7 protein-coding genes are annotated in these 6556 nt (G+C 62.8%); 4 read left to right on the top strand and 3 right to left on the bottom strand.

Features of this window, described 5'->3' with window-relative positions:
* Positions 1–230 precede the first annotated feature (230 nt).
* From MKK65_RS10885 to MKK65_RS10875, 3 genes are all read left to right on the top strand, one after another.
* A complete protein-coding gene (locus MKK65_RS10885) occupies positions 231–410 on the top strand; it encodes a hypothetical protein (protein ID WP_243957646.1) in 180 nt (59 codons plus the stop codon).
* A 180-nt stretch (positions 411–590) separates the two neighbouring features.
* Entirely contained in the window at positions 591–1094 is a 504-nt protein-coding gene (locus tag MKK65_RS10880) for a MucR family transcriptional regulator (protein ID WP_313902037.1), read from the top strand.
* Positions 1095–1566: 472 nt separating this feature from the next.
* Positions 1567–1776: a hypothetical protein gene (locus MKK65_RS10875; protein WP_147853237.1), complete on the top strand. Its 210-nt coding sequence runs from the start codon at positions 1567–1569 to the stop codon at positions 1774–1776.
* 57 nt (positions 1777–1833) lie between these two features.
* Here MKK65_RS10875 and msrA read toward each other — a convergent pair whose 3' ends face one another.
* Complete coding sequence (msrA, locus tag MKK65_RS10870; protein WP_243957644.1) at positions 1834–2352, bottom strand: peptide-methionine (S)-S-oxide reductase MsrA; 519 nt, start codon at positions 2350–2352, stop codon at positions 1834–1836.
* A gap of 475 nt (positions 2353–2827) precedes the next feature.
* Between msrA and MKK65_RS10865 the strand changes: the two genes are divergently transcribed.
* The gene (locus MKK65_RS10865; RefSeq protein ID WP_243957643.1) at positions 2828–5212 is read left to right on the top strand and encodes a type IA DNA topoisomerase; all 2385 of its coding nucleotides are present in this window, start codon (positions 2828–2830) and stop codon (positions 5210–5212) included.
* Positions 5213–5501: 289 nt separating this feature from the next.
* Here the strand turns inward: MKK65_RS10865 and MKK65_RS10860 are convergent, their stop codons facing one another.
* Together MKK65_RS10860 and MKK65_RS10855 are read right to left on the bottom strand one after the other, a co-directional pair.
* Positions 5502–6020 (bottom strand): DNA polymerase ligase N-terminal domain-containing protein, encoded by a 519-nt coding sequence (locus MKK65_RS10860; RefSeq protein ID WP_409565411.1) that lies wholly within the window; start codon positions 6018–6020, stop codon positions 5502–5504.
* A gap of 7 nt (positions 6021–6027) precedes the next feature.
* On the bottom strand, positions 6028–6556 hold a 529-nt coding region (locus MKK65_RS10855), incomplete at its 5' end, for an ATP-dependent RecD-like DNA helicase (protein ID WP_243957641.1).

Genomic DNA, 6556 nt, shown 5'->3' with positions numbered 1-6556 from the left:
CTCCGAAATGCCAACGAGTTGGCTTCTGCGGCTGCTTCAGTTGCATATCCATGCCCTGCCACTTGGGCTTCCGCAGATGATCGATGACGTCGAGATCGTCGCGGTCAATGCCGGCTTCGACGGCCGCAGCCTCCGACAGCTGCAAAAGATGCGCGGAAGCACGGACTCGGTCTTGGCGCCAGAGAGCCGGGTCGCTGCCCGGCTGGCAAGCTGAAGAAGGCCACCGTGTCATGAGCAACGCGCTGGCCAATGGCAGCCATGTCGATGACGGGGGTGAACTCATAAGGCGCGCCGCCGAGCAAGCCCTGGATCTTCGACAAACCGTCAACGAAATAATTGACCCGAAGCTACGCGAACTTGTTGACGTCGTACTGATCGAGCTTGGATTTCTCCTTTCCAAGCTAAAATGACGATCATTTTGAAAAACATCTCCAGGTAGCAGAACCTGTAAATCACGACAACTGGCAGCTTGATTTGCCTATCAACATCATCTTCCTGTCGCTGGAATCCGTCAAAAATCCAGCGACAGGGCACTTATTTCTGAAAATATCTACTGGCGCTGCGAAGGCCCAGCAAGTGGCATCAGTCTTATGCTTTTGCCGGTAGTAGGGGGCCATGTGAGGAAAACTTCAATGACTAAAATGTCTTCTCAAGAATTACTGCCACACTCATGCCTTGAGCTGGCAGCTGAGATCACGGCTGCCTATGTCACCAACAATCACATCGCAGTCGCAGATCTGCCAGGTTTGTTCGAGTCCATTCATTGGGCACTCTGCAATCTGCAGCAGCCCTCAGACGAACTCCATTCAGCCATCGCAACCACTGAAGTCCCGACTCCTGCTCAGATCCGCAGATCGGTCCAGCATGACCACATCATGAGCTTTATCGACGGACGTTTGTACAGGACCCTAAAGCGACATCTCACCGCCCACGGCCTTACGCCTGAGACGTACCGTGCCCGCTACCGCCTGCCCAGCGACTACCCGACTGTGGCCCCCAGCTACGCCGAGCAACGCTCGGCGATCGCAAAGGCGATCGGTCTTGGGGTACCGGGGGCACGGAGTGTTCGGCACCCGCAACAAGCCGCAGAATGAGACCCGGAGGCTCACCTTTCGCCCGAACCAGGATCCGGGGGGCCCTCCGATAGCCCGAGAACTTGCATAGGCCGTTGATCACAAACGGGGTCAACCTCGGCATGGCTCAAAGCCATACCTCAGGGAGGACTACTTTTAAGGGGGGGGATTTACGTCAACGGTGAGGTCTACGGCGCTACGGGTGGTAAAGCACCGCGTAGTTTTTCTCTCAGTTGGTGGGAAGCAGTCTTTCCTCTAGCGGTTAGGTTGCGACGATCAGATGCTCGATGCCGGCGTCGAACGTTTTCGGCACAAGCTATCCGGTCAGGTCCTCCATCCCGGAAAGCAGCTGGCTGTTTGCCAAGCCCCGCTCTTCGCATGACCGGTGGTGAACGGCGCCCTGAGATCGGAGCCGGCATCACCCTTCAGGAACCGGCACCGAAGAAGGAGCTTGGCTCACCGAGTCGGTACAGTCGCCGGCTGGGAGAAACGCATGTCTGCCGATACCGAGAAGCACCGCGCTCTGCTTGGCGCCCTCAAGGACGCCCAAGGCAAGGGCGACGGTTCATTCGAGAAGGCTGTCACCGCAGCGTTCGAACACGTTTTCGAGCACCTGGGCCGCCTAAACGACCACGTCGCGCGGGGCGGTCCCGATGGCGAGGACAGGCGTCTCGAGAACGGGGAATCCGCGACCTTACGATAATCGCGACCCCATCGTTGAGGCGTTGACGCTCAGAGGCGCCAACGCCTTTAGGCGCAATCAGGCGTTCTGCGCGACCGCAGATTTTACGGGAAGGACCCAGTGCGGTCTGACGAAGTAGCAGGTGTATCCATTGGGCCGCCGCTCCAGGTAATCCTGGTGTTCGGGCTCGGCCTCCCAGAAGTCTTCGGCGGGCGCCACCTCGGTCACGACCTTCCCGGGCCACAGGCCGGATGTGTCGACGTCGGCGATGGTGTCCTCCGCAACCCGACGCTGGTCGTCGTCGGTGTAGTAGATCGCCGAACGGTAGCTTAGGCCCCGGTCGTTGCCTTGGCGGTTCGGGGTGGTGGGGTCGTGGATCTGGAAAAAGAACTCCAGCACGCGCCGGAAACTCGTCCGTGTCGGGTCGTAGACGATTTCGATGGCTTCAGCGTGAGTGCCGTGGTTGCGGTAAGTAGCGTTCGCCACGTCCCCGCCGGTGTAGCCGACCCGGGTCGACATCACGCCTTCCTGACGCCGGATCAGATCTTGCATGCCCCAGAAGCATCCCCCTGCCAGCACCGCTCTCTCGCTACCCATGTCGTCCTCCGTAAGCTCCTCCAGCCTTAGATAGGGGTTCCGAGTGCGCTTACCCCACGGCCCGGTATACCTGCCCCGGTGAACCCCTCGTCCAGACCTTCCTACCCCCGTTCTGGTCAGTACCTTCGCAGCCAGGCTGCTACCCCTGAATGGCTGGAGAGGAAGCGTAGCGCTGGGTGAGGTCAGGGCCTAACACTTCGGCACGGTAGCTGCGGCAGAGACGATCACTCAGGCCATTTCCGCTTTGGGTCGTGAAAGCGTGGCAGCTATGTCGCAGTAGGCGTGCAGTGAGCGGCCAGATGCCGGTCAAGCGCTCGCCGTCACCTTCTGCCGAAATTATGTTCACGCTCAGCAGCTCACGTTCAGCATCAGCCGCTGCCCTCCGCGACTCGTCACGCCAGTTGCATGCGAAGCCGCCCTGGAACAAAATATGAACCATCTGCCTAGCGCAGCGAGAGCCCTAGCGGTCAGCGACATGTCACCTTCGAGCTCCGGCCGCACGCTGTTCTTCTTCGAGAAGCCCTCTGCAATGCGGCAGTTGCAGCGTTTTTTTCATTCGCCCAACACGGTCTGCGTGGCCGCGGAGGGACACCTGCTCTCTGCCGAGGAACCAGGTAGCATCCGTCCTGAGTGGAAGCCCTGGCGCTTCGATGCCCTTCCGATCGTGCTCACCACCATCCCGGTCAGCTACGGTACCAACCGGTCCGGCCAGTCGCACGAACCGAAAATTGCTGCCATCCGGCAGGCGCTGAGCGGTGTCGAGCGTGTGATCATCGCCACTGATCCCGGACGCGAGGGCTCGATGATCGCCTGGGAGGTCCTAGAGCATCTCGGCTGGCGTGGGCGGGTCGACCGACTCAGGCTCGGCGCGCTCGACGACGTCTCGATTCGCCGGGCCTTCGCTGCCCTGGCCAAGGAACCGAGTTCAGGCGAGCGCGACTACGCCGCCTACCTCGAGGCGCTCTGCAGGCAATATGAGGACTACCACCTCGGCCTGAACGGCACACGAGCCATCTCGCTGCGTCTACGCCCGCCTGCTTTCCGAGAGCCCTGGCGCTTCGGCGGGGTGCAGACGCCCACCCTGGCTATCCTCACCGACTTGGAGGAGCGTATCCGCTCCTTCGTGCCGCAGGACTTCTTCAAGGTCGCTTTGCACCTTGGCACCCAGTCCGGTGCCGAGCTGACCCTGTGGCACGCGCCCAAGGAGCGGATCTTCGACGCAGAGATCGCCGAGACGATCCGGACAGCCGCCGCGACGTGGTCGGGCCCGCTGACGGTTGAGCACAAGGATGTGCGACGCGCACCGCCCCAGCTCTTCTCGAAAGACACCCTCGCCAGGCGCTGCGCCAAGCGGTTTGGTTGGGATCCCCAACACACAGCGGGCATCGCCCAGGACCTGTACGATCAGGGCTACCTCAGCTACCCGCGCACGGAGTCCGAGTACCTGCCGGAGGGGCAGGCTGCTGACGCCGCAACGGTGATCGCCGCGATCGCCACCGTGCTGACCGACCTGCGTAGCCTCATCGCGCGGGATTATGCGCCTGTGATCCGCCGTGGCATCAAAGGGCACTACGTCAAGGATCCGGGGGAGCATCACGCGATCGTGCCCTTACGCAAGGTCCCTGAGCGCAGCCGCCTCTCAGCCGATCAGTTCCGGTTGTGGGAGCTCGTCGCGAAGGCCTACATGACCGCTCACCTCCCAGACGGAATCGATGCTCGCACCAGCATAAGTGCCGAGGTGTGGACGCCGATTGGCCCGAAACGGTTTGCCGTCTCGGGCAATGTCATACGTGCGCCCGGGTGGCGTGCGGTCTACGGCAGCGAGACGGAACTCGAAGTGGACGCTGTGCCCGGCAAGGCCAGGCGCGAGGCGGAGGCTATGTCCGCCCGCCTGCCAGTTGCATACGACGGTGAGGGCGCATCGGCTATAACTGCTGACGTCGCTACCGCGATAACCGAGCCGCCGCGGCGGATCACCCGAGGCGAGCTCCCGGTGGTGATGGGCCGACTAGTCGATCAAGTGGATGATCCGGTGGTCAAACGCGCCCTGGAGAACCCGGTCAACCCGAACGAGCCCAAGGGTCTCGGCACGGCCGCCACGCGCGATACGATCCTGCCCAAACTCCTGAAGAGCCGCTACATCACCCTGTCCAACGGCAAAGATCCAGCCATCGAAGTCACCGAGGTGGGGCTGGCGTTCATCACAGCGGTGCGACACGTATTCCCAGCCTACGGTGATCCGGTGGGGCGAGCGATGTTCGAGGCGGAGTTGGCCGAGATCGGTCGTGCCAACACGCGCGCGGAGGCCATCCAGCGCGCCGACGCCTTTCAACATCGCACGCGCGCGCGTCTCAATGAGCTGATCGCCGCGATCTCGAACTCACCGGTGGTCAGCCTCGACCCCAGCCTTATCCCACACGGTCAGGCCGACAATCGGCCACCGACCTCGGCCATGCTGTCGTTTGCGGTGAGCTTGGCCGAGCGAAAGGGCGTGAAACTGCCGCGCGGCTGCAAGAGCAACATCAGCGTCTGCCGGGCCTTTCTGGATACCCATGCCGGGCCGCGCGCGCCTCAAAACGACGGCGTCAGCCAGCCCGGACACCAGCGTGTTCCGAGCGCGGCGATGCTCAGCTATGCGCGCGGTCTGGCGGAGCAGCGAGGCATCACTTGTCCGCCGGAGATCGAGACGAACTTCGACGCATGTCGTCGCTTCCTCGACGCACACGCCAGTCAGCCGCGGCAGCGGACGTCAGAGCCAAGCTCTGGAGGAACGAAAAGCAACAACCCTTCCGAACGGGAAAAGCGGCGGGGCAGGGTAGTCGAGATGCCGAGAAAGGCCCCGACACGGCGCCGAGCCTAGAGCGGCGGGCGTGAGCGTTGGGAGTTCAGCTTTCGATTGTGAAGCCTTGGATGGCTCGCGAAGTCCGTAACGGTTCATCGCGGGTCTCATGGCGGCGTCACGCGCCCTCAGCGTTCTGGGAGCGCAACCAGCATAGGCTCGCATGTTCGCTTGCTCGACCGCGGCAATCCCCGCCTCACTGATACGGCGTGCCACTCAGCCAAACATTTGCGGCAGCAGGCTTGCCATTGCATTCCACGCTGCGAAGTTCGGATGTTCGCCTACGGCGTTCGCAAATGTGGGGCATCGGTCACTCCCGGGACCTCAATCCGTGATCCGCGACGGAAATCTCTTCGATGGCGCGGGTCGAGATCACAGAAAGCGGCTGCTCGACCAGGATGTCGGTCGCCCCGCGCGGCCGAGCGGCAGCGTCCCGGCCCTTGATCAGCAGCCACGACGTTCGTTGCGAGTTCGGCTTGGCCTTCATCCGCACCAGGCGCCACGCACCCATCAGTTTCTCGCCGTGTAGGTGGAATCGAAGTGAGCCTGCGGCGAGGCCGGCCACCGCGTCGCCGTCCGGCTTCCAGATGCCGCGGTCCCAGACCAGCACAGCGTCCGCCCCGTACGAGCCCGCCGGGATGACGCCCTCAAAGCCGGCGTAGTCCAGGCGGTGGTCCTCCACCGGCACGGCCAGCCGCCCCTCGCCCGCCACCAGGCTCGGGCCACGCGCCAACGCCCAACTCTTGAGTACGCCGTCGAGCTCGAGCCGGAAATCGTAGTGCAGCCGGCGCGCAGCGTGCTTCTGCACGACGAAGGCGAGATCCGTCATCGCGTCCTCATCGTCGGGATGCTTCTACGGGATCGGCATTACCCAGCCACGCGCGCAACTTGGTCCAGCGGGGCTTAGTATTGCCGCCGCGGACCGTGATGCCCAGTGCTTTGCGCTGCCCGAGCAGTACAACCAACCGCTTTCCGCGAGTGACCCCCGTGTACAGGAGGTTCCTCGCCAACATCGTCCAGTGCTGCATGGCCAGTGGGATCACCACCGCCGGGTACTCCGAGCCCTGCGACTTGTGGATGGTCGTGGCGTAGGCTGGTACCAGCGTGTCGAGTTCGCCGTACGGGTAGACTACCTCGCGGCCGTCGAAATCGACGAACACCGCGCCCTCGTCCCCGTCGATGCGCGCCACCGTCCCGAGATCCCCGTTGAACACCTCCCGGTCGTAGTCGTCCTGATTCTCCAACACTCGGTCGCCGGGTAAGAAGCGCCAGCCGAACCGCACCACCGAGATGACGGGGTTCGTGTTCTGCACCGTCTGGTTTTCGTGGGTGATGTTTTGCGTACCGATCACCCCGCGCTTCATC

The sequence above is a fragment of the Methylobacterium sp. J-001 genome, assembly GCF_022829565.1.
Classification (GTDB): domain Bacteria; phylum Pseudomonadota; class Alphaproteobacteria; order Rhizobiales; family Beijerinckiaceae; genus Methylobacterium.
This window is presented reverse-complemented; position numbering and strand designations above follow the sequence as displayed.